Here is a 25960-nt window from a genome sequence, read left to right as displayed (position 1 = left end):
ATTGCCGATAGTGGAGAGTTGATGCCGAGCTTGAACCAAGCAGATCTGCATGCGAGTGAGCCAGCGGTCCGTGTGACGGACGTTCGGAAGTCGTTCGGCGATGTGCATGCGCTGCAGGGGGTCAGCTTCGTTGCCGACCGCGCCTCCGTCCTCGGCATTCTCGGACCGAACGGTGCTGGCAAGACGACGATGGTGAAGATCCTGTCCACGCTGCTGCGCCCCGACTCCGGCACCGCCGTGGTCGCCGGGCACGACGTGCTGACGGACGCGGCGGGGGTGCGCAGGTCGATCATGATGACCGGGCAGTACGCCGCGCTCGACGAGAACCTCTCCGGCCGGGAGAACCTGGAACTGTTCGGTCGCCTGATGGGCCTGGCCAAGTCCGCCGCCCGCAAGCGCGCCGACACCCTGCTCGAGGAATTCGACCTGGTGAGCGCGGGCCGCAGGGCGGTGCGCCACTACTCGGGCGGCATGCGCCGCCGGGTCGATATCGCGTGCGGTCTGGTGGTGCGCCCTGAGGTGGTGTTCCTCGACGAGCCGACCACCGGCCTCGATCCGCGCAGCCGCCAAGGCGTCTGGGATCTGGTGAACGCGCTGAAGGCGCAGGGCATCACGGTCCTGCTCACCACGCAGTACCTCGAAGAGGCCGACGTGCTCAGCGACAACATCATCGTCATCGACAAGGGCACGGTGATCGCCCAGGGCACCGCCGACGAGCTCAAGGAGAAGACCGGCGGCAGCTACTGCGAGGTGGTCCCGCTCGACCCGACCCAGCTGCGCCCGACCGCCGCCGCGCTCGGCGACCTGGTGCCCGCCGCGGTGCTCGCCGACATCAACGGCGGCGACCGGCTCTCGATTCCGGCGCCAGAGGGCGCGGCCACGCTGACCGAGGCGCTGCGCCGACTCGACACCGCTGGCATCGAACTCGCCGACATCGCGCTGCGCAGGCCTTCGCTCGACGATGTCTTCCTGTCGATCACCGGGCGTTCGGGTGGGACGGCGTGACCACCGCTACCGCCCCCGCGCGAGCCGCCGACGCGGCCGCGCTGTTCGCGGATCTGCCCGAGGCCCGGCTGTCCTCGTTCGCCCAGTGGCGCGCGCTGTCCGGCCGCATCGTGCGGACCATGGCGACCAAGGGTGAGCTGATCGTCGCGGTGGTGACGCCGCTGGTGTTCACGCTCGGGTTCTACTTCCCGCTGCGCTTAGTGATGAAGTTCCAGGGCATCGACTACGCCCAGTACGTCATGCCGATCATCGTGTTGCAGACGATGGCCTTCACCATGATGTCGAACGCGCAGTTGGCCGCGTTCGAGGCGTTGACCGGGCTGAGTACGCGGATGCAGACCATGCCGATCGGCATGATGGTCCCGCTGTCCGCGCGGATCGCGGCCGGGTTGGTTCGCTCGGTTACCTCGCTCACCGCGGCGGTGATCTTCGGGTACATGATCGGCTTCCGCTTCGTCGCCGGCTTCGGCCAGGCCGCCCTGTTCTGCGTGTTCTCCTTGGCGGTCGGCACCACGCTCGCGCTCGGCGCCGACGCGCTCGGCAGTTTGACAAGGAGTCCGGAATCGCTGAGTCAGGCACTGACGCTGCCGACGCTGATCTTCGGCATGCTCTCCTGCGGATTCGTCCCGGAACGCAGCTTCCCGACGTGGATTCAGGGGTTCGTGCGTAATCAGCCGGTCTCCCAGTTCTCGTTCGCGCTGCGTGACATGACCTCGGGTGGGGTGAGCTGGCAGGTGCTGTGGGTGCCGCTGGTCTGGGTGATCGGGCTCGCGCTCGTCTTCATCCCGCTGGCGATCTGGGCGAGCGTGAGGCGATCATGAGTTCTGTAGAGGCGACCATGACCCCGATCGAAGAGATCTCCTGGAAGACGCCGCTGCCCGAGGTAACCGCGAAACCCGAGAACTCGCTCAGCAACTTGGCCTCGCACAGCCTGATCCAATGCAAGCGATTGCTGCTGGTCTGGGCGCGCGACCCCGCGACGACGATTCAGACGCTGGTGTACCCGGCACTGACGCTGCTGATGTTCAAGATCGTGCTCGGCAAGTCGATCACCAGCTACACCGGCCAGCCGAGCATCTACGCCCAGATGGCGTTGCTCACGCTGGTCGCGGCGATGTCGGGCGCGGTGGTGAGCGCGCTCGGCTTCAAGGGCGAGAAGATGACCGGCCTGCTCGGCCGCTTCTGGACCATGCCGATTCACCGAGCGGCGGGCCTGACCGGACGACTGCTCGCCGAGGCGGTGCGCGTGCTGGTCACCACGCTGTTCGTCGTCGGTGTCGGGCTGTTGCTCGGCTTCCGGTTCAACCAGGGCCCGCTCGCCGGTATCGCGCTGATCGGCATCCCGGTGCTGTTCGGCGTCGCCTTCGCCGTGCTCGTCACCGCGCTGGCCACCGTCACCGAGGGCGTGATGCTGGTGAACATCATCGGCATCATCAACACCTTGCTGATGTTCTTCAATACCGGCTTCGCCCCGGCGTTCGCCTATCCGACGTGGCTGCAGTCGACGATTCAGAACCAGCCGATGAGCTGTGCCATCGACGCGATGCGCGGATTGTCCTACGGCGGGCCGGTCGCGAATCCGTTGACGAAGACCGTGCTGTGGACGATCGGCGTGATCGTGGTGTTCGCCTACCCGGCCGTGCGCGGTTACCGCCGGGCCGCGGAGACCGGCGCCTGATCGAAGTCGTAGTCGAGCCAGCGATTGCGGTGGGTCCAGCCGACCAGGTCGTAGCGCCAGCGGAACGGCCAGGTGTGCGCGACGGTGTTGAACAGGACCGCGCCGAGGGCGGTGTAGTCGTCGTGCGCGGACAGCAGTGCGCGCTGTCCGCGCGGGGAGGCGCTGAAGAACGCGTCGAACATGGCGATCGACTGGTCGGTGGTCAACCGGCCCATGCCCCATAGCCCGCGCATTCGCATCCAGTAGACCAATCTGGCTCGGCGCGGCCACAGTTCGGCGACGGGGTCGCGTCCCTGCTGCAAGGCGGTGATCGCGGTGTCCACCAGCGCGAGGGAGTCGCCGACGCTGTAGCCGGTGCACGGGTGCATCATGCCGCCGCGTGAACCGAACGGAACAGCCTTGGCGACACCCTTTTTCGGCGGCGGCTGATCGAGTGGATAGTGCGCGGCCTCGGTCGGCTCCTGGCCGCTGAGCCGGATGCCGTGCGCGGCAAGGCGATTCAGGGTGCGCCTGCGCAGCTCGTGCTGCGGCATGCCGCCACGGAGGCCGAGGCTGGTCTCCTCGAAGATCACCGTCCCGTCGCCGAGGGGAACGGAGTAGAGGAACGACGGCGGCTCGTCGGGACCAGCGCCGTTCTCCGGCCGCCAATCCAGCAGCAGCCCTTCGCCCTCCTCGACCATGGGCGCGGCCGTCTCGGCGTCGACGAAGATGCCGTGCGCGCTGGCCGCCCTGCGCCGCCCGAGGGTCGGCAGGCCGCGAGTGTCGAAAACCGTTGCCGCGGTGATCGTCGTGCCGTCGGCCAGTTCCACCGTGTGCGCGTCGACCCGGGTGGCGCGGCCGGTGCGCACGGTGGCGTCGTCGAGCGGGAGCGCCTCGCGCAAACCGGTTTTCGACAGCACGCAGTAGGGTCGATCGATGCGGTGTTCGGACTTCGCCCAGACGGTCGGCCGCGGAATCGTGCTGGCGATCGCACTGGACGGCAGCCAGTTGGGCAGTTCGTCGATCCAGCAGGAGTAGGTGGGCGGCCACAGCCGATCGGGGCGCGGATCGATGGCGGTGACGCTGAGCCCGGCCCGCATCGCGCGATGCGCGAGCGCCCGACCGGTCGGACCGAGTCCGACCACGCATACGTCGACATCCCGGCCCGCGCTGACACCCATGAGGGCATTCAATCCGCTGCGGCCGGGCCGACGCAACTATCCAGGCACATCGGGCCCCCGGAATTCGGGTCTCGCGGCAAGGCAATCACCGTGCAGACAAGCGCCCCGATAATTGCGCCGAATTCATGCCCCCAGAAATGGTGGCCCCGCAACTTCAGTGATGAAAAAGTGTTGTTTCTCCCCGTAGGCTTGGCGCCGGACGCGGGTGGTTTCCGTGTTCAGGAGAAGGGGAATCATGAGAGGCAGCAACCGCGGACTGCTTAGTGTGCTCGCGGTCACATTTGGTGCGGCAGTTATAGCAATTATGCCTACACCGGCGCACGGGGCGCCCGTTGAGTCATCGATTGTCGCCGTGCAAGAGCATGATGCACGAACGGTCACGTTGACAATTCATTCCGCGGCGATGGATCGCGATATCACGGTGGAGACGCAGCGCGCGGCCGACACCAGCGTGCCGCGTCCGGTGCTCTACCTGCTGCAGGGAGCGAGCGGCGGCGAGGACGGCGTCACCTGGGCGACGGAAACCGATGCGATGCAGTTCCTTTCGACCAAGAACGTGAACGTCGTCTCGCCGATCGGCGGCATGTTCAGCTACTACGCGGACTGGGTCAACGACGATCCGCGCCTCGGTCGCCAGAAGTGGAAGACCTTCCTGACTCGCGAATTGCCGCCGCTCATCGATAAATACCTCGGGACGAGCGGGCGCAATGCCATCGCCGGTTTCTCGATGGCTGGCACAACCACCCTCGCCCTCGCCGCGACCAGCGGTGACCTGTACTCCAGCGTCGCCGCCTACAGCGGTTGCGCGCAGATCAGCGACCCGGTCGGCCAGGAGTTCGTCCGGCTCACCGTGGAGACCTGGGGCTGGGCGAACCTGGCCAACATGTACGGCGCGGCGGGCGATCCGCGCTGGGCCGCCAACGACCCGTATGTGCAGGCCGAGGGATTGCGTGGCAAGTCCATCTACATTTCCAGCGGCGGCGGGCTTCCCGGGAAATACGACGAATTGAACGGCAAATACGCACTGCCCGGCGTCGACGGTTACGCGGCACAGCTCATAAAGGGTGGCGTTATCGAGGCGGGTACGAATTACTGCTCACGGAATATGCAGACCCGCCTTAATCAATTAGGCATTCCGGCAACGTATGACATTCATCCGGACGGCACCCATTCGTGGGGATATTGGCAAGACGCGTTGAAGAATTCGTGGCCTGCGCTTTCGGCACCGTTGGGAATTTAAGATGTGGATTCGGAAACAGGTCGCGCGCATCGCAGGCCTGATACTCGCTGCCGCCACCGCGGCCGTGCTGCAGGCACCTGCGGCGACGGCCATGCCGCCGATCCCCGCGTTCCCCGGCGCCAACGACTGGGCCTGTCGCCCCTCGGCGGAGCGGCCGCAGCCGGTGGTGCTCGTGCACGGCTCCGGCACCGACGCGGCGAACAGTTTCGCGCTGCTCGCGCCGCTGGTGCGGGCCGAAGGCTACTGCGTGTTCGCGGCGAATCTGGGTCCGACGCCAGGGCTGCGCGACGTCGTGAGCGGCCAAGCCGGTTCCGGCACAGTGGGTATCGGCCCGGTCGGTGCCGCGATGCTCGGTCGCACCATCTACGGCGTCGGCGACATCGATCACATGGCAGCCGACCTGAATGATGTCGTGCAAGCTGTGCGCAAGGCCACCGGCGCACCGAAGGTGGCGCTGGTCGGCCACTCCACCGGCGGCACGGTGATCCGCCAATACCTGCGCGCGCAGGGCGCGGACGCGGTCACCCAGGTGGTCACCCTCGGCACCCCGTATCGGGGCTCGACTTGGGCCGGACTCCGCAAGAACTATCCGGATCTGGCCTCACTCGGCCTGGAGAACGCGCAGATCGCGGCCCAGGTCTTCGGAACCCCGGGACAGCAGCAGGTGGTTGGGTCACCGCTGCTGAACCGGCTGAACGCGGGAGGCGAGACCGTGCCCGGTGTCCGGTACACGGCCCTCGCCTCCCGCGCCGACGAAATCATCACCCCGCAGGAGACCGCCCTGCTCACCGCGCCCACCGGCGACAATCGCGACATCTGGCTGCAAGACGGCTGCCCGGCCGACACCGCCGACCACGCCGGTCTGCTGGGGGACAAGCGGGCCGCCGCGGTGGTGCTCAGCGCGCTGGCGAACGACAACCGTGCCCTGCCCTGTTGAAGGCAGGGCACGGGCTCGCCTACTTCGGGGTGATCCAGGTGGTGATGTCGGCGTGCACGACCTCGAGGCCGTGCTTGTCGTAGATCGAGACCGGCACGATCAGGTCTGTGCCCTCGGTGATCGTCGCGAAATCAGGGACCTGCGCCAGCTTCGCCACGGCCCGCAGACCGGTCTCGGCCTTGGCCAGGTACTGCACGTTCATCGCCTTCGGGATCCAGCGATGCGTGCCTGGCACGGTCGCCTCGCTCAGCATGCCCATCGCCACCTCGGCCAGGTTGCACGCCGCGATGGCGTGATAGGTGCCCAGGTGATTGTGGATGCCGAACCACTTCGGCGAGGTGACCTCGCACAGGCCGGGCTCGAGCCGCACCACGCTCGGCAGCACCGTGCCGAAATACGGCACCCGCGCCACCATGCCAAGCGAGAACAGCGTGTGGCCGAGCCGGTTGTCCGGCAGCTTCTTCCAGCCGCGGTAGGTCGCGGTCTCTTTCGTCATGCGGTCATCTTACTGCGGAGTAAGTTCGGGCCGCACGGTGTGCCACAACTCACGTCGGAAAGAGCGATCTCGACTATTCGGGGCATGCGGCCGACTTGCTAGGTTATTGCGTTGCGTCGATCTGTGGCGTGACTGGGGGCCACCACCATTTCTGTTGGTGCGCAGGAAAATTGGAGTTCTGCACATGCGTATTCGTACTGTCGTCGCCGGGGCCGTCGCGGCGTTCGGCATTGCCGCGCTCGGCGCGGCGACCGCGGGCCAGGCCGCCGCCGTCACCCCGGAGTTCCGTCCGGAGATCGGTCTCTACGGTGCATTGGATCTCAACCACTCGGAAACCGTCGCCCTCAGCAAAAGCCCCATCCCGGCGGTGCTCGACGGGCTCTGGCAGAGCAATGGGCTGATCGACGCCGACCCGACCTCGTGGTACCTGGACGAGGATGGGTCGCACCTGTACGGCAATATCTCCGACATCGTCGCCGAAGCCGCCGATTCGCCCAACGGCATGGTTGCCATCGGCATCGTCGATCCGGTCCGGCTCTATCACGGCCATGTCGATCCGGCCGACGCCAACCGGAACCTGCTCGTGTACCAGATGCTGCGCTGATCTGTGGGTAGCCGGGGCGTTCGCGACCCGGTCCGATTCGCCCGGATGAACGAGCGGCGGCGGCTGTGACGGTTCCATGGAATCGCCACCTCCGCCGCCCTTCCCGTCTTCGCCGCCATGCCGATGACCTGGGCGGAGCCGCTCGCAGGGGGCGGATTTGAAGTAGCAGACCGCGTCGGGCATACTGTTCGGGTTGCCTTGTACCAGTGCCGTGCCTGTTTCCGTGTGAGACGGGATGGCTAGGCGAGGCGAGTACCAACAATCGTGTACCTCACTGGGTTAACCGGTGTGGGTACGTCCGGGAACACGGTTCCAGGGCCTGAGATGAAGTTTATCCGGGGCCGAGGAATGAGCGGCTGTGTTGAATGCTGGTCGGAGACCAGAACGACACGCCCGACCGCGTGGACCGGAGAACCATGACAGATGAACAGCGGCGAGGATCAGGCACGCGTGCTTGGTCGCGGTCTCACGTGAGACGTCTTCGTGTGTTCGGGCTGTGCAAATTGAGGGTGGTACGGAAGCCAGCTTCCGGATCACGAAGGTATAAGCGGAGAAAAGGACACTTAGCGTGGCGGGACAGAAGATCCGCATCAGGCTCAAGGCCTACGACCACGAGGCGATCGACGCGTCAGCGCGCAAGATCGTTGAGACGGTGACCCGCACTGGGGCCCGCGTCGTCGGCCCGGTGCCGTTGCCGACCGAAAAGAACGTGTACTGCGTCATCCGTTCGCCGCACAAGTACAAGGACTCGCGCGAGCACTTCGAGATGCGTACGCACAAGCGGCTTATCGACATCCTCGACCCGACGCCGAAGACGGTCGACGCGCTCATGCGCATCGACCTGCCGGCCAGCGTCGACGTCAACATTCAGTGACGGGGACTGGAGATATGACTGACAACAAGAACAGGCCCGCGGCGGGCATCCTTGGCACCAAGCTCGGGATGACCCAGGTGTTCGACGAGAAGAATCGCGTCGTTCCCGTGACCGTCATCAAGGCCGGACCGAACGTAATCACCCAGATCCGCACCGTGGAGCGCGACGGCTACAGCGCCGTTCAGGTCGCTTTCGGCGCCATCGACCCGCGCAAGGTGAACAAGCCGGTCTCCGGCCAGTTCGCCAAGGCCGGTGTCACACCGCGCCGCCACGTCGCCGAGATCCGCGTCGCCGACGCGTCCACCTTCGAGGTCGGCCAGGAGATCAACGCCGACGTCTTCGAAGAGGGCGCCTACGTCGATGTGACGGGTACCAGCAAGGGCAAGGGCTTCGCCGGCACCATGAAGCGTCACGGCTTCGCCGGTCAGGGCGCTTCGCACGGTGCGCAGGCTGTGCACCGTCGCCCCGGCTCCATCGGTGGCTGCGCCACCCCCGGCCGCGTGTTCAAGGGCATGCGCATGTCGGGCCGCATGGGTAACGACCGCGTCACCACGCAGAACCTCTCGGTTCACAAGGTCGACGCCGAAAACGGCCTGCTGCTGATCAAGGGAGCGATCCCGGGTCGTCGCGGCAATGTCGTGATCGTCAAGAGCGCAGTGAAGGGTGGTGCGCACGCATGACCAGCCTCGAAAAGAAGGCCAACCTGACCCTGCCGGTCAAGGAACTGGGCGGCAAGACCAATGGCACCGTCGAACTCCCCTCGGAGATCTTCGACGTGACCGCGAACATCTCGCTGATGCACCAGGTGGTCATCGCGCAGCTGGCCGCGGCCCGCCAGGGCACGCACTCCACCAAGACCCGCGGTGAAGTCCGCGGTGGTGGCAAGAAGCCGTACCGGCAGAAGGGCACCGGCCGCGCCCGTCAGGGCTCGACCCGCGCGCCGCAGTTCACCGGTGGTGGCGTCGTGCACGGCCCGCAGCCGCGCGACTACAGCCAGCGCACCCCCAAGAAGATGATCCGCGCCGCACTGCGTGGAGCACTTTCGGACCGGGCGCGCAACGAGCGCATCCACGTGATCACCGAACTGGTCGCCGGGCAGGACCCGTCGACCAAGACGGCCAAGAGCTTCCTCGCGGAGCTGTCGGACCGCAAGAAGTTCCTCCTCGTCCTCGGACGTGAGGACATCGCGGCCTGGAAGAGCGTGCAGAACCTCGAGTTCGTGCACCCGATCGCGCCGGACCAGCTCAACACCTATGACGTGCTGGAAAGCGACGAGGTCGTATTCAGCGTGGAGGCACTCAACGCCTTCGTGCACGGCCCCGCCGAGGCGGCACAGGAGGAGAGCAAGTGACCACCATCGCCGACCCCCGCGACATCCTGCTGGCGCCGGTCATCTCGGAGAAGTCCTACGGACTCATCGAGGAAGGCACCTACACCTTCATCGTGCACCCGGATTCCAACAAGACGCAGATCAAGATCGCCGTCGAGAAGGTCTTCGGTGTCACGGTTACCAGCGTCAACACCGCCAACCGTCAGGGCAAGCGCAAGCGGACCCGCTTCGGTTACGGCAAGCGCAAGAACACCAAGCGCGCGCTCGTGACCATCTCGGCCGACAGCAAGCCCATCGAGATCTTCGGAGGCCCGGTCGCGTAAGCGCCTGGGACTCCAGAAAGAAGAGAAGAACTCATGGCAATTCGTAAGTACAAGCCGACAACCCCCGGCCGCCGCGGGTCGTCCGTTTCGGACTTCGCTGAGATCACTCGGTCGACCCCCGAGAAGTCGCTGATCCGTCCGCTGCACAGCAAGGGTGGTCGTAATGCGCACGGTCGCATCACCACTCGGCACCGCGGTGGCGGCCACAAGCGCGCCTACCGTCTGATCGACTTCCGTCGACTGGACAAGGACGGCATCCCGGCCAAGGTCGCGCACATCGAGTACGACCCGAACCGCACCGCGAACATCGCGCTGCTCCACTTCGTGGACGGCGAGAAGCGATACATCATCGCGCCGAAGGGCATCGCGCAGGGCACCCCGATCGAGTCCGGCCCCACGGCCGACATCAAGCCGGGTAACAACCTGCCGCTGCGCAACATCCCGACCGGTACCACCATCCATGCGGTGGAGCTGCGTCCGGGCGGCGGCGCGAAGATGGCTCGTTCGGCCGGATCCAGCATCCAGCTGCTCGGTAAGGAAGGCACCTACGCCACGCTGCGTATGCCCTCCGGCGAAATCCGTCGCGTCGACGTGCGCTGCCGCGCCACCGTCGGCGAGGTCGGCAACGCCGAGCAGTCGAACATCAACTGGGGCAAGGCCGGCCGTATGCGCTGGAAGGGCCGTCGCCCCACCGTCCGTGGTGTCGTGATGAACCCGGTCGACCACCCGCACGGTGGTGGTGAGGGTAAGACCTCCGGTGGTCGCCACCCGGTCTCGCCGTGGGGACAGCCGGAAGGCCGTACCCGCAAGCCCAACCGCCCGAGCGACAAGCTCATCGTCCGCCGCCGCAAGTCCGGCAAGAACAAGCGCTGAAGGAGGAGGTAAGAAATGCCACGCAGCCTCAAGAAAGGCCCGTTCGTCGACGACCACCTCCTCGCGAAGGTGGACGTGCAGAACGAGAAGGGCACGAAGCAGGTCATCAAGACCTGGTCGCGTCGTTCGACCATCATCCCCGATTTCATCGGCCACACCTTCGCCGTCCACGACGGTCGCAAGCACGTGCCGGTGTTCGTCTCGGACAACATGGTCGGGCACAAGCTCGGTGAGTTCGCGCCGACCAGGACGTTCCGAAGCCACATCAAGGACGACCGGAAGAGCAAGCGGCGATGACGACTGAGACTCAGAACCCGACCGCACGCGCAACGGCCAAGCACGTTCGCGTGACCCCGATGAAGGCTCGCCGTGTCGTGGACCTGGTCCGCGGCAAGCGAGTCGAGGATGCCCTGGCGATCCTGAAGTTCGCGCCGCAAGCCGCGAGCGAGCCAGTTGCCAAGGTCGTGGCCAGCGCCGCGGCGAACGCCGAGAACAACCTCGGCCTCAACCCGGCCACCCTGGTCATCTCGACGGCCTACGTCGACGAGGGTGCAACCATGAAGCGGTTCCAGCCGCGTGCCCAGGGTCGTGCGTTCCGCATTCGCAAGCGCACCAGCCACATCACCATCGAGGTCGAGAGCATCCCCACCGCCGGTGGAGCAACTCGCAACCGCCGGAAGGGAGGGGCAAAGTAAATGGGACAGAAAATTAACCCCCATGGCTTCCGCCTCGGTATCACCACCGACTGGAAGTCGCGTTGGTACGCGGACAAGCAGTACGCGGACTACGTCAAGGAAGATGTCGCCATCCGCAAGCTCCTCGCCACCGGCATGGAGCGGGCGGGCATCTCCAAGGTGGAGATCGAGCGCACCCGTGATCGGGTTCGCGTCGACATCCACACCGCTCGTCCTGGCATCGTCATCGGCCGCCGTGGCGCCGAGGCCGATCGCATCAGGGCCGAGCTGGAGAAGCTCACCAAGAAGCAGGTGCAGCTGAACATCCTCGAGGTCAAGAACCCCGAATCGGATGCGCAGCTCGTTGCTCAGGCCGTGGCCGAGCAGCTGTCCAACCGCGTGGCGTTCCGTCGTGCGATGCGTAAGGCCATCCAGTCGGCCATGCGTTCGCCGAACGTCAAGGGCATCCGCGTGCAGTGCTCGGGCCGCCTCGGTGGCGCCGAAATGTCGCGCTCGGAGTTCTACCGCGAGGGTCGCGTCCCGCTGCACACGCTGCGTGCCGACATCGACTACGGCCTCTACGAGGCCAAGACCACCTTCGGTCGCATCGGCGTGAAGGTCTGGATCTACAAGGGCGACATCGTCGGTGGCAAGCGTGAGCTCGCCGCCGCCAGCGCTCCGGCCGGCGATCGTGATCGTCCGCGCCGCGAGCGTCCGTCTCGCCCGCGTCGGTCCGGCTCCGCCGGTACCACGGCGACCAGCACCGAGGCCGGGCGCGCCGCCACCGCGGTGGTGGACGCTCCGGCAGAGACACAGGAGGGCTGACGCAATGCTGATGCCTCGTAAGGTCAAGCACCGCAAGCAGCATCACCCCGGTCGCTCCGGCATGGCCAAGGGCGGCACCTCGGTGGCGTTCGGTGAGTACGGCATCCAGGCACTGGAGCCGGCTTACGTGACCAACCGGCAGATCGAGTCGGCTCGTATCGCGATGACCCGCCACATCAAGCGTGGCGGCAAGATCTGGATCAACATCTACCCGGATCGCCCGCTCACCAAGAAGCCCGCCGAAACCCGCATGGGTTCCGGTAAGGGTTCGCCGGAGTGGTGGATCGCGAACGTCAAGCCCGGCCGCGTGATGTTCGAGATGAGTTACCCCAGTGAGGAGATCGCTCGCGAGGCCCTGCGCCGCGCGATGCACAAGCTCCCGATGAAGTGCAGGATCGTGACCAGGGAGGAGCAGTTCTGATGGCTACCGAAACACCGGCCGCAGAGCTCCGCGAGCTCACCGAAGAAGAGTTGGTGCAGAAGCTGCGCGACTCCAAGGAAGAGCTGTTCAACCTGCGCTTCCAGATGGCGACGGGTCAGCTGGACAACAACCGTCGGCTGCGCGTGGTTCGTCACGAGATCGCGCGCATCTACACGGTCATGCGCGAGCGCGAGCTCGGTCTGGCCTCCGGACCCGCTGACAAGGGAGATGCGGCATGAGCGAACAGAAGGAAGAGCAGCGCGCCAGCCGCAAGGTTCGGGTCGGTTACGTTGTCTCGGACAAGATGACCAAGACGATCGTCGTCGAGCTGGAAGACCGTAACCGGCACAAGCTCTACGGCAAGATCATTCGCACCACCTCCAAGGTGAAGGCGCATGACGAGAACGAGATCGCCGGCATCGGCGACCGCGTCCAGCTGATGGAGACCCGGCCCCTGTCGGCGACCAAGCGCTGGCGTCTGGTCGAGGTGCTGGAGAAGGCCAAGTAAGCCTTTCCGGTCTGAATGTCGAAGGCCCGCTTCCCGTTTGGGAGGCGGGCCTTCGTCGTTTCGAGAACTGATATCCACGTTACTTCAACGTGGCCCACGTGATATCCTGTGGCATGGCCAAAAGGAACCTGACGCTTCAGCTGGACGAAGAGGTGATCGCGCAGGCGAAGGTGATCGCGGCAAGGCAGGGGACCTCGGTCAGCGCGCTATTGGCGCAGCAGGTGCGCGAGCTCGCCGCCGATTTCGCTCGCTACGAGGCCGCGAAGGTTCAGGCGTTGCAGCTCATGGCGGAGGCGGCGGGGCATGGAAGTGGAGGTCGCATCACGTGGCGGCGCGAAGACCTCTACGACCGTGACGAAGCGCGGACCCGATGAAATCGGAACGAGTATTCATCGATACCAATGTCCTCCTCTACGCCTATGAGCCCGGCAACGACAATCGCAGCACGATCGCTCGTGAAGTCCTCGCGGATCTATGGGAGCGCAAAGCCGGCTTGCTGAGCACCCAGGTCCTGCAGGAGTTCTATTCCGTCGCCACCCGTAAGTTCAAGCCGCCCATGGCCGCATCCGAGGCCCGCCGCGTCATCGCCCTGTACAGCGAATGGTGCGCCCGCGACACCGACCCCCTGATCGTCATGAACGCGTCCTTCCTGATGGAAACCCACAAGGTGTCCTGGTGGGATGCGTTGATCATCGAGGCCGCATCCCAGTCCGGCGCGAAATACCTACTGTCCGAAGACCTTCAACACGGCCGCGACTTCCTCGGACTCGAGGTCCGCAACCCCTTCCTCGAGCAAGCGAAGTAGCCGGACACCGCAGCCCTGCTTGTAGTGTCGAGTTGACGGCGAAACGAGCACTGCGTCGATGCACCTGGCCTCGGTGGCAGTGTCGGCCGATGCGGAGGTGGGATTGTTGGTGCAGCCATATGATCGGGCGCTGTTGCGGAAACATCTGCTGCAGACCCGGATAGCGGGGGATGTCGCGACGCCGAGGGAGGGGAACCTGGCGCACTACCGCAGGATGGTCGCGAAGGATCCTGGATATCAGTTCGGATTGACGCTGAAGGACTGGACGTTCGACGAGACGTTGGACATGATGTCGCGGCTGTGCGGAGTCAACCCCGACCCACGGCATCGACAGGGAGCCGACACCATCGGCGTCGACCTGACCATCGCGGCGCTAGACGAGATGGGCGCCAGGATCGGGCGCGCGGCCCGCGGCCAAGAAACGGTGCTGCTGGCGACCGGTCATCCTGGACCACTCATGGGCGTCTATCGAGCCGTCGAAGACGCGCTGCACGCCGCGGGATGCACGGTGCTGACACCTGCGGCCGGATGGTCATACCAGGTCATCACGGCCAGCGGGTCGCGAGTGCGCGAAATCGTCTACACCTCAGGCGTTGCCGCGCTCAGCACCGGCGGCCGAATGCAGCACACACACGACCCCAACCCGATGCAGGCCATGCTGCAAGAACTGCGCGACGGCCCCGAACCCCGATCCTGGCCCGACCTCGTCATCGCCGACCACGGCTGGGCCGGTACCGCTGGCGAAGCCGGAATCGACACCGTCGGCTTCGCCGACTCCAACGACCCCGCCCTCTTCGCAGGCCACGCCGAGGGCAAAATCGCCGTCACCGTCCCACTCGACGACGGCGTCTTCCCCGAGTACTACGAGCCCATGATCGACTACCTGCTCGACCGCGCGGGCTTCGCAGCCTGAAACCGCCTGGACGACAGCCCCGCCGGGTGCGCTCGGTAGTCAACGGCCGCACCCGCTTTCGGGCTGCGCACCTCTTCGGAACGTCGTCAGTCGGACCACCTTTCCCGGAAGGTCGCGCCGAATGGGGAGGCGTTCAAGATCATGGGGAACTGGTGGCGGCATCGTTCGAGAGAGGCCCGCCACCAGTTCCCCATGATCATGAAACCAGCGGGGCGTCGCCGAGCTGAAAGGTGAACTGCCGCTTACTTGTTAGGTGGTGGAGAGGTATCTCCCCAGGGCGGCCGAATTCATGGGATAAATCGGTGGCGGCTTGTCGGTGGGGCGTGACAAGCTCGCTTCGTGGGGTCCTATCGGGTGGTTTTGTCGAGCGCCGCGGTGCGCAACGTACTGCTGCTCGGGGCCCTGGTGCGCATCCCGTTCTTCGCCGGAGCGGTGCTGCTCGCGCTGCACGTCGTGCAGACACTGCACGGGTCGTATGTGCAGGCCGGTGCGCTGAGCACGATCGTCACGGTCTGCATCGCGTTGAGCGGACCGTGGCGCGGGCGGTTGCTCGATCGGTTCGGCCTGCGCCGCACCATCGCGCCATCCATCGTGGTCGGCGCGGTCTGCTGGTCGATCGCGCCGTTCGTCGACTACGTTCCGCTGCTCATCCTCGCCGCCATCGCCGGGCTCTTCGACGTCCCGATCTTCACCGTGGTCCGGCAAGCGGTCATCGCCGCGACGACCGAGCAGAACCGGCAGCCAGCGCTCGCCTTGGAGGCGGTGTCCGTCGAGTGCGCCTTCATGGTCGGGCCGATCCTCGGCGTCGCCGCCGCGGGCATCTGGTCGACGACCATGGTGTTGTACTTCGTCCAAATGACGCTGGTGCTCGCGGGCATTCTGCTCTGGGTGCGCAATCCACCGCTGCGCTCCGCCGGCGACGCCGACCGCGCGAATTCCGCTGCCGTCCCGCGCCGCAGCTGGTTTCGCATCGAGTTCGTCGCCCTGTGCGTCGGCGCGAGCGCGGCCATCGCCGTCCTCTCCGGTTCCGAACTGACCTTCGTCTCCGCCATCCGCGAGTTCGGGGCGCAGACGTGGCTCGGCGTAGTCCTTGCCGTCTGGGGCTTCGGCTCGGTGATCGGCGGCCTCACCTACGGCGCACTACGCCGCCCCATCTCGACCTACCTCCTGCTCGCCGGTCTCGGCGCGGTCACCATCCCGATGGCCTTCGCCATCGGCCCGATATCCCTCGCCATCACCGGCCTCATCGCCGGATTATTCTGCGCCCCAACGATTACCGCCTCCATCGACCAAATGAGCCGAATAGTCCCCGAAGGCGGCCGCGGCGAAGCCATCGGCTGGCACAGCGCCGCCCTAACCCTCGGCAACGGCATCGGCAGCTCCCTGGCAGGCATCACCATCGACGCGGGCGGCTTCCCCGCAGGCTTCGCCGCCGCCGCAACCCTCGGCCTCACCATAGGCCTAGGCCTCCCCCTCCTCCTCGCCCTGCACACCCGCCGCCACCCCACCCACCAAAAAGCCCAAGCCCCAACCCAACTCACCGCCTGAACCCTCAAGTTGCGCACGGGCTAGACGCGACGTCTGGTGGCAACCGCCAGTGCGGTGGTGATGACTGTGGAGAACAGCGGTGGGAGCTCATCACGACGAGGTGGATTCACCCAAATCTGGTGTCCGGGGGGTAGTCAACGGCCGCGACGAAGCTCCACCGGAGCTGCCGGGCTAGCACTGGGCCCAGGGAGCTCTGCATCCGGAGCGATGTCACTGAGTAGGCAGCTCGTCCTCATCTGGATGCGCAATACTCGCGGTAGCCCATCGTTCACACTGCAGGCCCTTGCCTAACGTATGCGAATTGTGAGGTGAAGCAATGAACGCTGAGGACAATCAATTTGCGCGTGCGCGGCTGGCCGCAGGCGCGCTGTTCGTGCGCGGCGACAGAATTCTGTTGGTGCACAAGACGTACGGCAGCGGGTGGGATATCCCGGGCGGATACGTCGAGCCGGGTGAAGCTCCCGCCGCGGCTTGTCACCGTGAGGTACTCGAGGAACTCGGAATCGACCGTCCACCGAGGCGGCTGCTTGTTCACGATTGGGCGCCGAATCCAGGTGACGGCGACAAGATCCTCTTTCTGTTCGATTGCGGAGAGCTTGGGGACGAGCGAAGCATCAAGCTGCAGGAGTCCGAACTGGACCACTGGGAGTGGGTACCGGTCGACAAGGTCGACGACTACGCCATCCCGAGGCTTGCCCGGCGACTCCGGCAAGCACACATCGCGTCTGCTCGAGGTACGACTTTGTACCTCGAGCATGGTGAGCCAGCGCCGGCGGACCGCGACCGTTCTTGATTCGTCTGGGCGCCTACGTATCTGCCGTCGGCGGGGGTGACTGTCGCTCGGGTCCTACGGCGTAGATGGCAGTCGTGCGGCGACGGCAGTCCGTGCTGATCGGGTCCGGTCGGTCACCGGTTGGCCTGCCGTGATTGGCTCCGAAGGATCTGGTTCATGCAGGGTCTTGCGCTATACGTATACATCTACATATAGTTGGTCGGGACGGGGCGCTGGATCGGCGGCTCGGGGTAATTGGGAAAACTGCAGATCTGCTGAGGGCGACGGGATCGTATGAGGGGTCCGTCGTAGTAGATCTATGCGTGCATGCGCACCTACTTATGGATGGAGTCATCATGGATTCGCAGCAGGCGGTTGATGGGGTTGTGGATTTCGAGAAGGGGGATTCGGACGAATTTCGGGAGGTGGTCGTGAAGGTGGGGCCGGGGGGTGGGCGGGCGCAGCGGTTTGTCGGGCGGCTGTTGGGCGCCTCGACGCAGTTCACCAGGGTGGGAGTCGAGGTGGTTCGGGTCTATTCGACTCGGAAGGGCAAGTACGCGGTGCACAAGCAGGCGACGGACTGGACCGACTTCTCGGTGATGACCGATTGGGTCAAGGAATTCAAGAAGAAGAACTGGCGCAACGGATTCGAACTCGATGATCAGAGTTGGGGCGATTACACGCTCGACGTGGTGGATTCGGTCGAGGAATTGCGGGAGCTGATTCCGGCCAGGATCTATCGCACGCTCATCGATTCGACCGAGCAATCGCCCATCGAGGATCTCGACATCTGAGCGTCGGCTCGGATACCGAAAGGATTTGTCCCCCATGTTCGCTCGACTCGGGCAGTTGGTCGTGCACCATCCGTGGAAGGTGATCGGCCTGTGGCTGCTCATCATCGTCGGAGTGGCAGCGGCGGCGCCGCAACTCACCTCGACCACCGATCAATCCGATTTCCTACCTTCGCATTACGAGTCGATTCAGGCACTCGATATGCAGCAGAAGGCATTTCCACAAAGCGCGGCACCCTCGGCACTCATCGTTTTCGAGCGTGCCGACGGTGCGCGACTGAGCGAGGAGGATTCCGCCTCGGTCGCGTCGATCGGCGCGAAGCTCACCGACGCGAATATCAAGGATGTCACCGGATTACAGGCCATCGCGCCGTCGGAGAACCGACTGATCCAGGTCATCGCGGTGCAGCTGACGAAGGTGACCAGCGCGAGCGACACAACGCAGAGTGACGCGGTCAAGGCGCTGCGAGACGCGTTGAAGACAGACGTGCAAAGCACCGATCTGAAGGCGGGCATCACCGGCCAGGCAGCGCAGATGCTGGATCAGACGGAGTCGAGCAACAAGGGCATGGCCATCATCGGCGCCGCGACGATCGTGTTGATCCTGGTGCTGTTGCTGGTCATCTTCCGCAGCCCGGTGATCGCGCTGCTGCCGATCGTCACCATCGGCGCGGTCTCCAGCCTCGTCACCGGACTGATCGCCACGGTGGCCAAGGCCTTCGACCTGAAGGTGGACAGCTCGGTGAGCGCCATCCTGCTGGTGGTGCTGTTCGGTGTCGGCACCGACTACATCCTGTTCCTGATGTTCCGCTACCGGGAACGGCTGCGGGCGGGAGAGGACCCGAAGACCGCCATGGTCAGTGCCGTCACCCGAGTCGGCGAGGCCATCACCTCCGCGGCGGCCGCGGTGATCATCGCGTTCATGGCGCTGACCCTGTCCACGCTCGGCATGTTCCGGGCGCTCGGTCCGGCACTGGCGATCGCGGTCGCGGTGGCGCTGCTGGCCGGGCTCACCTTGATCCCCGCCGTCATTTCCCTGTTGGGCACCAAGGTGTTCTGGCCGTCCAAGGCGTGGCAGACGGAGCCGAGGGGCGCGCGGTTCGCCGCACTCGGTGCCGCGCTCGGGCGTCGGCCCGCGGCGTTCGCGGTGGTGTCCGGTGGCGTGCTCGTCGCGCTTGGCATCGTGGCGGTCGGGTTCAATCCGACCTTCGATCTGAGTTCCGGCTCGACCTCGGACGCGTCCGAATCGGTGGTCTACAACAAGGAATTGCTCAAGGGCATGCCCGCCGGTGCCACCCAGCCCTCGGACGTGCTGCTTCGCTCGACCGGCGGCGCGTTGACCAGCGACCAGCTCACCGCCTATCGCGCCGCGCTGAGCACGGTGCCCGGCGTGGGCCAGGTGGCGCAGCCGCAGTTGTCCGCGGACAAGGCGACCGCCGACTTCCAGGTGACGCTCACCTCCGCCCCTGAATCCGACGCCGCGCTCGAGACGGTCCGCAGTCCGCTGCGGGATGCCGCGCACGCGGCGGCACCGGCCGGAACCACCGCGGCCGTCGGCGGGATGACGGCGGTCTTCGTCGACTTCCAGGACGCGATGAACCACGACTACGCGATCGTGTTCCCGGTGGCCGCCATCTTGATCATGATCGTGCTCGGTCTGCTGCTGCGCAGCCTGGTCGCGCCGTGGTATCTGATGGCGTCGGTGTTCCTCGGGTTCGCCGCTACGCTCGGCGCGGCGGTGCTGGTGTTCCAGCACATGCAGGGGCAATCCGGTCTGATCTTCACGCTGCCGGTGATCATGTACCTGTTCGTCGTCGCGCTCGGCACCGACTACAACATCCTGATGGTCGCGCGATTGCGTGAGGAAGCCCGGGTCGGAAACGACCCGAAACAGGCTGCGGCACTTGCCTTGCGGCACACGGGTCCGACGGTCGCGGCGGCCGGCTTGATTCTCGCCGGGACGTTCGCCTCGATGATGTTGGCGGGCAACAACGTTCTCTCGCAGATGGGCTTCGCCATCTCGGTCGGCATCGGGATCGCCGCCTTCGTGATGGCGATGTTCTTCACCCCGGCGCTCACGGCGTTGCTCGGGCACCGCGCGTGGTGGCCGGGACACGGAGACGAGAAGTCCGGTGGATCGTCGGAGCCGAGCGAGTCGGGTGCGGCACTCTACGACACCCCGCGAGGCGATCGCGCGCTGACCGCGCCAGGCGGGGGTTGGTCGAACACAGGTGAACGGCGGTAAGTAAAGACGAAAAGGGCTGTCCTCCAGTTATTCCGGAGGGCAGCCCTTTTCGCTGTCGGCAGGTTCCGCGCAGCGTTCGTCGAGGTCAGCCGCTGATGGCGTAGGGGCGGCGAACCTTGATCCCCGCCTCCACCGCCCTGGCCACGGCGGCGCGAGAGACGCCGACTTCGTTCGCGATGCCCGGCGTCAGCCAGGATTCGTCGGCGAGACGAAAGATCTGGGTGAGTTGCTCGACGGAGAGGTTCGACAGTCCACGACGTGCGATCTCGTGTGCGAGAGCGGTGATTTCGTCGTCCTCGTCGATCTCGTCCTCGTCGTCCAAGTCCTCCGGTTCCATCTCCACCTGGATGGGGGCACGGGCGACAATGCTGGCAGGCTCGGCGCGCGGGGCGGGACGCGGCGGCTCCGGGTTCTCGTCGAAGACGAGTTGTTCGATCTCGGGGTCGGAGACGTTGGGCGCGGGCGACTTTCGGCGACCGGTGGTGGGGCGAGAGGTGGTCTCACCCGAGATCGCCTGGGCGACAGTGTCGGCGATCGTTGCGGCGGCCTTGCGAATGGGGTCACCAAGGTGAGGCTCTTCGGTGTCGTCGCCACGGTGTGCGTCGGTGGTCGTTTCGGGAGCCGGGGTCACGGTGCCGGAATCCGTGTGTTCGCGCGGGGCATCGTTGACCGGAAACAACTGCATGGCATGCCCGTTGAGCGCGGCGTGGCCGTTGGTCGGTGCGACGCGGCCACCGTCGACCGCGTGACCGTTGGTTTGTGTCGTGTCGCTGTTGGTCGACGTGGTGCGGTTGGCCCCGTTGACGGGCTGGCCGTTTGTCGGCACGGGACGGCCGCTGTCGGTTACCGCGTGGCCGTTGGTTACCGCATGGCCGTTGGTTACCGCGTGGCCGTTGGTTTGTGTTGCGTCCTCGTTGGCCGGTATGGAGCGGTTGGTCCTGTTGACCGGATGGCCGTTCGTTGAAGCGGTCGAGCCGCTGTCGGTGACAGCGTGACCGTTGTTCACCGCGTGACCATTGGTCATGGCATGGCCGTTGGTCATGGCGCGACCATTGGTCGGTGTGGTGCGGTTGGTCCCGTTGACGGGCTGATCGTTCGTCGGCGCGGGCTTACCGCTGTCGGTGACAGCATGACCATTCGTCACAGGGTGGCCGTTGGTCGAAGGCGCATGACCGTTGCTGGATGTAGCAGCTCGCGAAGCCTGTTGAGCAGATGTGTCAGCGATGCTGGGTTCGGTCGCGGCCTCCTGGCGAGGACGACTCGCCGAGTCGGATTGCGCTGCAAAGCCATTAGCAGGGGAGTGAGCATTGCCGACTGGCCCGGCGGAATGTGCGTCGCGCGGTTCAACGGGCAGCGGGTGACCGTTGATTGCCGAGAACGGCATGACGCGGCCATTGCTGTACTCGTGCCCCGCTACCGGCACTTGATCGACAGCAGCGACCGGCTGCTGATTGTCACCCGGAACAGCCTGTACGGCATGTCCGTTGGTTGACGGCCGAGAGGTGTAGTCGCCCTGCGCATCGTGCGGTGGATGTGCTGTGTCGGCCGAGAACGATCGCATCGCATGCCCGTTGGTAAACGGCCGAGAGTCTTGGTCGCCGAGCCCGTCGGGCGGCTGGTGCGCGCCGTCGGCCGAGAATGATTGCACTGCATGCCCGTTGGTAGATGACCCTTGGTCCCCAAGCCCATCGGGCAGCCGGTGCGCGCTGTCGGCCGAGAACGACTGCGCGGCATGCCCGTTGATCTGCGGCGCGGCAGCATGGTCCGCCTGCGGTATGTCGCCGCGTCCGCCCACCTGACCGTCGTCCTCGCGCTCGACCGCACCGGGCAGCCGAGCCGCGTAGGGATCGACTTCGCTGAGCAACCATCGGCGATCACCCGGCGCGTCGACGGTGAGCCCGACGCGCGAATCCCGATCGCTGACACGGCGCACCACCGTCGCATCTCGGTCCACCACCGGCGCCCCATCGATGAGCAGCGCGTACCGCGCGGAAACCCAAGCGTGCAACCAGATCACGACCCCAACCATGACGGGCGCGATCGCGTATTCCGCGGCGCGCCCGAACGACCCGGAGGCCAGGTGCGGCCCCGCGTTCAACGCGATGGTGGTGCCGAGCAGCGCGGTTTCGAAGAACACCACCTTGCCGCGCGCGAGTTCGCGGCCCCAGCGGGCGGCGGTGGTCGCGGCGACCATGATGGTGATGATCGGGATCGAGATCATCGCCTCGATCCCATAGCTCAACCAGTACAGCGGGTCGGACATGTCCCCGCTCGGCACCAGGTTGTGCTGCACATTGACGCCCGCCCACACCATGCCGAGCACGACAACGGCGATCAGCGCCCGCGACGACCATTCGGCGCGCCGATACAGCTGCGCCAGCCGCGCGTCCTCGCTGGACACCCGCCGCCTTGCGGCAAGCGCCCGCCGATGCCAGCGCTCGTCCGCCTCGTCGGCTCGCCGAATGTTGGCCGCGCTGCGCCGATCTCGCTTCTCGGCGGCCAATTCCTCTTCGATCGCCCGCCGCCGCTGCTTACGCCGCTGTGCCCGAACCCATTCCGCGAGTTCGCGTTCTGCCCCGATCTCGCCCTCGGACAACACCTCGAACAGCGCGGAGTCGTGCTGCAGCGGTAATTTGCCGCGAGCCGTCTCGACCCGCTGCGCCAACGCGGCGATCTCGGTACTACCGGTCGATTGTTCGTCGCGCATCGCGAGCCTTCCCGGAGCAGATCGTCAGCAGACCTACTTGCTCGAACGTATGTGTGATCGCAATGAAGGCTAAACCGGCCACCGGCCAAGGTCAATGCCGACGCTCGAAAACCAGTGCGAATATCTCGGGCGTTCTTGTGACACGCCGTTTAGCAGCAACACGCCGTCGGCGCCGGTCCAGAATGCGGCGCATTACCGGGGGAATTCCGGTGAGCTGTGCACGATTTCGACACCGCGCATGGCCAAAGACTCAGGTCAGGGTGGTATGCCAAACGATGGCGGCGGCGAGCGCGCCAGCGCCATTGACCGACCAGTGCAGGGCGATCGGGGCGAGCAGGCTCCCGCTGCGGCGGCGCAGCCAGGTGAAGACGACGCCCGCCGCCGCGGTGGCCACCACGGCGAGCAGGATGCCGATGATCTGACCGGTGACACCACCGCCGACGAACCCGGAAAGACCGCGATTGCTACTGGTCAATCCGAGCGAGGAGGCGATATGCCACATGCCGAAAAGCAGTGATCCCGCGGCGAACACCCCGCGCGCGCCATAGACCCGATCGAGCGTGCCGTGCAGCACCCCACGGAACGCCAATTCCTCGGGAATCGCCGTCTGCAACGGGATGACGATCATCGAGGCGATCAGCGCGCCGGAAATGGTGGCGTAGCGATCGGCGAGGAAGAACGGGCGGGTGATCGGCAGCGCCGCGCCGATGGCCACCGCGGCCAGGACCACGCCAACAGCGCCGACCGCGTACAGCGTCCCGCGCCGCCAGTGCCGGGGTGAGAGGCCGAGTTCATGCCAATCCAGCCCGCGGCGGCGCATCATCGCGAGCAGCACGACGGCGGCGATGGGCACGGTCGCGATGCTTGCCAAGGCGGTGGTGAAGTGCGCGATCAGGTTGGTGCCGGCCAGGACGACGACGACCACGGCCACATCGGCATACGCATGCAGTTTGTGGCGGGGCGGAGCCGCTTCCTCGGGGTCCTGTGCGAGCATCCCGCCCAGTGTACGGATGAGGGCCGGAGCCGCCGCTTGATTGGTCATTTGCTGTTGGCCTACCCGAATTCGCCCGATCTATCGGTCTCGATGCGGCGTCGGCTACTCTGACTGGAACGTGTTTCAATTCCGGGAGCCGCGCCCACCGCGGCCTGAGCCACCGTGGCGGGGCGCACGGGTCGGCTGACCTCTAGTGCCGTCAGCCGACCCACCCGGCCGGATCCGTCCAGGCTTGCAGCTCGCGGGTGGTCTCGAAGCGACGCGGCTGATGGCTGATCGGATCGGTGAACTCGAGCGAGACGGCGAGCAGCTGCAGCGGACGGGTGAAGTCGTCGACCGGTTTGTCGGTGATGACCGGATAGAAGTCGTCGCCGAGAATCGGGACGCCGAGGCTGTTCATATGTAGTCGCAGCTGATGGGTGCGTCCGGTCAGCGGGCGCAGTCGATAGCGCCCGAGCCCGTCGCGGTGCTCGATCAGCTCGATCGAGGTCTCCGCATTGGGTTCGCCCTCGACCTCCTGCGCCGCGAGCACATGCTTTTCCTTCACGATCCGGCTGCGCACGACGCGCGGCAGTGCCAGCTCGGGATCGAACGGCGCGATCGCCTCGTATTCCTTATAGACGGTGCGTTTGTGGAACATCGTCTGATAGGCCCCGCGCCGCGCCGGATTGATGATGAAGAGCACCAGTCCCGCCGTCACCCGATCCAGCCGATGCGCCGGAATCAGCTCCGGCAGCTCCAGTTCCCGCCGCAGCCGCACCAGCGCGGTTTCCAGAATGTGCTGGCCGCGCGGAATGGTCGCGAGGAAGTGCGGCTTGTCGACGACGAGCAGGTCGTCGTCGCGGTGCACGATGGTGATGTCGAACGGCACCGGCGTCTCGACGGGCAGATCGCGGTGAAACCACACCGCGCCGCCCGGCACATACGGCGCCTCCGGTGCGATCGGACCCGTGAGGTCAACGATCCCGCCGTCGCGCAGCAACTCATCGATACGTGCGGGGTCGACCCGCGGCAGCCGCTCGACCAGATGATCGCGAATCGTCGCCCAGTCACCGTCCTCCGGCAGCCGGAGCCGGGCCGGGTCCAGGCCGTGCCGCTTGGGCAACGGCGGTTTCTGCCGCCTTCTCATCGGCATCGACCCTAGTCGTCGGCTATTTCGCCGGGGTCAGTGGGCGCGAAGCGCGATGCCGGGGTAGTCGAGGACGAAGCCGGATTCGTCGTAGATGAGTGTGCTGGTGAAATCGAACTGCGGTGCGGTGTAGGCGAAGCGCTGGTGTCGGCCGTCGTCGGCGATCCGGTGGTAGACCTGCTCCAGCCGGGTCACCTCCAGTCCGGCGGCGCGAACGTAGGCCGCGGGAGCTTCCGTCGTCGCGTCGATATCAAGGCCGAACCGATGCACCGGGAACGCGTTGGTCAGCGCCGAGGCCTCCAGATCGACATCGAGGCAGCCGGTGAGCGCGGTGTTCGGCAAGCCGTCGACCGTCCAGTTGCCCGCTCCGTCGGTGTCGAGTTCGACCGTGTGCCAGCCGCCGCGACGTCGGGTCGCGACCGTGGCTCGTCGGGTGTGCCAGGACGGGTCGAGGATGATCTGGTAATCCACCGCCCAGACCTCGCCGTCCTCGACCGCCGTTGTGCAGCCGTCGATCTGCACACCGGTCTCGGTCACCTTGAAGTAGGCGATCTCGAAACCGGTGCGGGCGCCGCGATGCTGCCACGCGGCGGTCGGGGGTGCGGGGGCGAACATCGCTGGATTCAGAAGCCGCGCAGGCGATCCGGGCGGATCCGCACGACCGTGGAGTACTTGGCGAAGAACTGCTCGGCGGTCAGCTCGATGTCCTGCAGGCCTTTGGTGTATTTCGTTGTGTACGTGGCGATTTCGTCGGGCGAGACGGCGACGTCATCGATGCGCGCTGTGCCGGTGAAAACCGCTACCTCACTGCCCCATTCGGTGCTGTTGAAGTTCAGCGAAACGCGTGGATTGCGTAGGAGATTGCGCAGCTTGGCCTGGTTGGGCTCGCTGAACAAGAGGAACTCGTCGTCGCGCCACTGGAACCAGACCGGGTTGGGTTGCGGCGTCCCGGTGGCGCCGACGGTGGTCAGCCAGATCACGGGCTCGTTGTCGAGGCGCTCGGCGACTTTGGCGCCGAATGGCGTGCTCGGATCTACGACGGGCGCAGCGGATCGATCGGATGCCGTTGTGGTCATGCTTGGGACAACGCCGTGCCGGCCGGGAGGAT

General features: G+C 65.9%; 31 protein-coding genes. 24 read left to right on the top strand and 7 right to left on the bottom strand.

Features of this window, described 5'->3' with window-relative positions:
• Nucleotides 1-21 precede the first annotated feature (21 nt).
• The 3 genes from OG203_RS21000 to OG203_RS20990 are packed head-to-tail and all read left to right on the top strand — an operon-like array spanning nt 22 to nt 2683.
• Nucleotides 22-1005 carry an ATP-binding cassette domain-containing protein gene (locus OG203_RS21000; protein ID WP_405167319.1) on the top strand — a complete coding sequence of 328 codons (984 nt, stop codon included), beginning with the start codon at nt 22-24 and terminating at the stop codon, nt 1003-1005.
• Nucleotides 1002-1826 (top strand): ABC transporter permease, encoded by an 825-nt coding sequence (locus OG203_RS20995; protein ID WP_405167318.1) that lies wholly within the window; start codon nt 1002-1004, stop codon nt 1824-1826. Before OG203_RS21000 ends, OG203_RS20995 begins: the two co-directional genes overlap by 4 nt.
• Nucleotides 1823-2683 carry an ABC transporter permease gene (locus OG203_RS20990; RefSeq protein WP_405167317.1) on the top strand — a complete coding sequence of 287 codons (861 nt, stop codon included), beginning with the start codon at nt 1823-1825 and terminating at the stop codon, nt 2681-2683. The genes OG203_RS20995 and OG203_RS20990 overlap by 4 nt, the downstream gene beginning before the upstream one ends.
• Here the strand turns inward: OG203_RS20990 and OG203_RS20985 are convergent.
• Entirely contained in the window at nt 2653-3843 is a 1191-nt protein-coding gene (locus tag OG203_RS20985; RefSeq protein ID WP_405167316.1) for a lycopene cyclase family protein, read from the bottom strand. The two genes, OG203_RS20990 and OG203_RS20985, sit on opposite strands and share 31 nt — an antisense overlap.
• Before the next feature lie 235 nt (nt 3844-4078).
• Between OG203_RS20985 and OG203_RS20980 the strand changes: the two genes are divergently transcribed.
• Complete coding sequence (locus tag OG203_RS20980) at nt 4079-5083, top strand: alpha/beta hydrolase (RefSeq protein ID WP_405167315.1); 1005 nt, start codon at nt 4079-4081, stop codon at nt 5081-5083.
• A gap of 1 nt (nt 5084) precedes the next feature.
• Nucleotides 5085-6020, top strand: coding sequence for an esterase/lipase family protein (locus OG203_RS20975; RefSeq protein ID WP_405167314.1), 936 nt, complete (start codon nt 5085-5087; stop codon nt 6018-6020).
• 19 nt (nt 6021-6039) lie between these two features.
• On the opposite strand, the gene OG203_RS20970 is transcribed toward OG203_RS20975, so the two are convergent.
• Nucleotides 6040-6516 carry a hotdog fold domain-containing protein gene (locus OG203_RS20970; protein ID WP_405167313.1) on the bottom strand — a complete coding sequence of 159 codons (477 nt, stop codon included), beginning with the start codon at nt 6514-6516 and terminating at the stop codon, nt 6040-6042.
• A 184-nt stretch (nt 6517-6700) separates the two neighbouring features.
• Here OG203_RS20970 and OG203_RS20965 point away from each other — a divergent pair, with 184 nt between their 5' ends.
• From OG203_RS20965 to OG203_RS20875, 19 genes are all read left to right on the top strand, one after another.
• The gene (locus OG203_RS20965; RefSeq protein WP_405167312.1) at nt 6701-7120 is read left to right on the top strand and encodes a hypothetical protein; all 420 of its coding nucleotides are present in this window, start codon (nt 6701-6703) and stop codon (nt 7118-7120) included.
• A gap of 568 nt (nt 7121-7688) precedes the next feature.
• A complete protein-coding gene (gene rpsJ, locus OG203_RS20960; protein ID WP_003938093.1) occupies nt 7689-7994 on the top strand; it encodes a 30S ribosomal protein S10 in 306 nt (101 codons plus the stop codon).
• A gap of 14 nt (nt 7995-8008) precedes the next feature.
• On the top strand, nt 8009-8674 hold the full coding sequence (gene rplC / locus OG203_RS20955) for a 50S ribosomal protein L3 (RefSeq protein ID WP_150404057.1): 666 nt from the start codon (nt 8009-8011) through the stop codon (nt 8672-8674).
• The gene (rplD, locus tag OG203_RS20950; protein ID WP_357386113.1) at nt 8671-9345 is read left to right on the top strand and encodes a 50S ribosomal protein L4; all 675 of its coding nucleotides are present in this window, start codon (nt 8671-8673) and stop codon (nt 9343-9345) included. Before rplC ends, rplD begins: the two co-directional genes overlap by 4 nt.
• Complete coding sequence (rplW, locus tag OG203_RS20945; RefSeq protein WP_040731336.1) at nt 9342-9647, top strand: 50S ribosomal protein L23; 306 nt, start codon at nt 9342-9344, stop codon at nt 9645-9647. The genes rplD and rplW overlap by 4 nt, the downstream gene beginning before the upstream one ends.
• A gap of 33 nt (nt 9648-9680) precedes the next feature.
• On the top strand, nt 9681-10520 hold the full coding sequence (rplB, locus tag OG203_RS20940; RefSeq protein WP_357386115.1) for a 50S ribosomal protein L2: 840 nt from the start codon (nt 9681-9683) through the stop codon (nt 10518-10520).
• Nucleotides 10521-10535: 15 nt separating this feature from the next.
• Complete coding sequence (gene rpsS, locus OG203_RS20935) at nt 10536-10817, top strand: 30S ribosomal protein S19 (protein ID WP_357386117.1); 282 nt, start codon at nt 10536-10538, stop codon at nt 10815-10817.
• On the top strand, nt 10814-11215 hold the full coding sequence (gene rplV / locus OG203_RS20930; RefSeq protein ID WP_396995691.1) for a 50S ribosomal protein L22: 402 nt from the start codon (nt 10814-10816) through the stop codon (nt 11213-11215). The genes rpsS and rplV overlap by 4 nt, the downstream gene beginning before the upstream one ends.
• Complete coding sequence (gene rpsC, locus OG203_RS20925) at nt 11216-12019, top strand: 30S ribosomal protein S3 (protein WP_040731339.1); 804 nt, start codon at nt 11216-11218, stop codon at nt 12017-12019.
• Nucleotides 12020-12023: 4 nt separating this feature from the next.
• Nucleotides 12024-12440, top strand: a complete 417-nt coding sequence (gene rplP, locus OG203_RS20920; protein WP_357386121.1) for a 50S ribosomal protein L16 — start codon at nt 12024-12026, stop codon at nt 12438-12440.
• A complete protein-coding gene (rpmC, locus tag OG203_RS20915; protein WP_039822417.1) occupies nt 12440-12679 on the top strand; it encodes a 50S ribosomal protein L29 in 240 nt (79 codons plus the stop codon). Before rplP ends, rpmC begins: the two co-directional genes overlap by 1 nt.
• The gene (rpsQ, locus tag OG203_RS20910; RefSeq protein ID WP_364736281.1) at nt 12676-12948 is read left to right on the top strand and encodes a 30S ribosomal protein S17; all 273 of its coding nucleotides are present in this window, start codon (nt 12676-12678) and stop codon (nt 12946-12948) included. Before rpmC ends, rpsQ begins: the two co-directional genes overlap by 4 nt.
• 113 nt (nt 12949-13061) lie before the next feature.
• Nucleotides 13062-13322 (top strand): DUF6364 family protein, encoded by a 261-nt coding sequence (locus tag OG203_RS20905; RefSeq protein WP_405167311.1) that lies wholly within the window; start codon nt 13062-13064, stop codon nt 13320-13322.
• Complete coding sequence (locus OG203_RS20900) at nt 13319-13753, top strand: PIN domain-containing protein (RefSeq protein ID WP_405167310.1); 435 nt, start codon at nt 13319-13321, stop codon at nt 13751-13753. Before OG203_RS20905 ends, OG203_RS20900 begins: the two co-directional genes overlap by 4 nt.
• A gap of 109 nt (nt 13754-13862) precedes the next feature.
• Nucleotides 13863-14666, top strand: a complete 804-nt coding sequence (locus OG203_RS20895) for a phosphatase (protein WP_405167933.1) — start codon at nt 13863-13865, stop codon at nt 14664-14666.
• A 339-nt stretch (nt 14667-15005) separates the two neighbouring features.
• Nucleotides 15006-16214 carry an MFS transporter gene (locus tag OG203_RS20890; protein WP_405167309.1) on the top strand — a complete coding sequence of 403 codons (1209 nt, stop codon included), beginning with the start codon at nt 15006-15008 and terminating at the stop codon, nt 16212-16214.
• 316 nt (nt 16215-16530) lie between these two features.
• The gene (locus OG203_RS20885) at nt 16531-17007 is read left to right on the top strand and encodes an NUDIX domain-containing protein (RefSeq protein WP_405167308.1); all 477 of its coding nucleotides are present in this window, start codon (nt 16531-16533) and stop codon (nt 17005-17007) included.
• 335 nt (nt 17008-17342) lie between these two features.
• Nucleotides 17343-17780, top strand: a complete 438-nt coding sequence (locus tag OG203_RS20880; RefSeq protein ID WP_405167307.1) for an EXLDI protein — start codon at nt 17343-17345, stop codon at nt 17778-17780.
• A 34-nt stretch (nt 17781-17814) separates the two neighbouring features.
• Nucleotides 17815-20022 carry an MMPL family transporter gene (locus OG203_RS20875; RefSeq protein ID WP_405167306.1) on the top strand — a complete coding sequence of 736 codons (2208 nt, stop codon included), beginning with the start codon at nt 17815-17817 and terminating at the stop codon, nt 20020-20022.
• 85 nt (nt 20023-20107) lie between these two features.
• Here OG203_RS20875 and OG203_RS20870 read toward each other — a convergent pair whose 3' ends face one another.
• The 5 genes from OG203_RS20870 to OG203_RS20850 all read right to left on the bottom strand — a co-directional run bounded on the left by OG203_RS20870 (nt 20108) and on the right by OG203_RS20850 (nt 25928).
• A complete protein-coding gene (locus OG203_RS20870) occupies nt 20108-22729 on the bottom strand; it encodes a hypothetical protein (protein ID WP_405167305.1) in 2622 nt (873 codons plus the stop codon).
• Between the two features lie 250 nt (nt 22730-22979).
• Complete coding sequence (locus OG203_RS20865; protein ID WP_405167304.1) at nt 22980-23723, bottom strand: CPBP family intramembrane glutamic endopeptidase; 744 nt, start codon at nt 23721-23723, stop codon at nt 22980-22982.
• Nucleotides 23724-23922: 199 nt separating this feature from the next.
• Nucleotides 23923-24852, bottom strand: coding sequence for an RluA family pseudouridine synthase (locus OG203_RS20860; protein ID WP_405167303.1), 930 nt, complete (start codon nt 24850-24852; stop codon nt 23923-23925).
• A gap of 36 nt (nt 24853-24888) precedes the next feature.
• Nucleotides 24889-25467: a putative glycolipid-binding domain-containing protein gene (locus OG203_RS20855; RefSeq protein ID WP_405167302.1), complete on the bottom strand. Its 579-nt coding sequence runs from the start codon at nt 25465-25467 to the stop codon at nt 24889-24891.
• 8 nt (nt 25468-25475) lie between these two features.
• The gene (locus tag OG203_RS20850; RefSeq protein ID WP_405167301.1) at nt 25476-25928 is read right to left on the bottom strand and encodes a TIGR03667 family PPOX class F420-dependent oxidoreductase; all 453 of its coding nucleotides are present in this window, start codon (nt 25926-25928) and stop codon (nt 25476-25478) included.
• Between the last annotated feature and the right edge of the window lie 32 nt (nt 25929-25960).

The sequence above is a fragment of the Nocardia sp. NBC_01499 genome, from assembly GCF_045040275.1.
Lineage (GTDB): Bacteria > Actinomycetota > Actinomycetes > Mycobacteriales > Mycobacteriaceae > Nocardia.
The sequence above is the reverse complement of the archived record's forward strand: the minus strand, read 5'-3'. Positions and strand labels throughout refer to the sequence as shown.